The sequence below is a fragment of the Mesorhizobium sp. M2E.F.Ca.ET.219.01.1.1 genome, from assembly GCF_004016445.2.
GTDB lineage: Bacteria > Pseudomonadota > Alphaproteobacteria > Rhizobiales > Rhizobiaceae > Mesorhizobium.
Genome location: NZ_SADT02000163.1, coordinates 1 through 327, shown reverse-complemented (window position 1 = coordinate 327; position 327 = coordinate 1). Strand labels below are relative to the sequence as shown.

The following is a 327-nucleotide window of genomic DNA, read 5'->3' as shown; positions in this document are numbered from 1 at the left end:
GTTACGGCGGCGGCCGGTCTTTTCGTCCTTCTTGCGCGAATAGAGCCGGTATTTTCCGGATTTGAGTTTTCGGATCATCGTGTACCTCCCGAAGAGGAAGGCCGGCCGTGCCGGGCCCCTCTTTCAGTCCTGGTGCTCGGGCATGTCCTCGAGCTGATCCTTCGTCCAGAAGGTGACGGCGTGGACGTCGCCGTCTTCGTCGCGCATGAAATCGAGCTGCATGGCGGGAACCGCGACGGGTTTGGCGCCGATGCCAAGGAAGCCGCCGACGTCGATGACGACCTGGCTGCCATGCATGTGGTCGACGGAGCCGATCTTCTCGTCGTC

The 327-nt window shown here is 62.1% G+C and carries 1 protein-coding gene; it reads right to left on the bottom strand.

What is annotated here, in order from left to right; genetic code table 11:
- Nucleotides 1-123: 123 nt before the first annotated feature.
- The coding region (locus EN862_RS35350) for a PRC-barrel domain containing protein (protein ID WP_135913318.1) at nt 124-327 on the bottom strand (204 nt) is incomplete at its 5' end.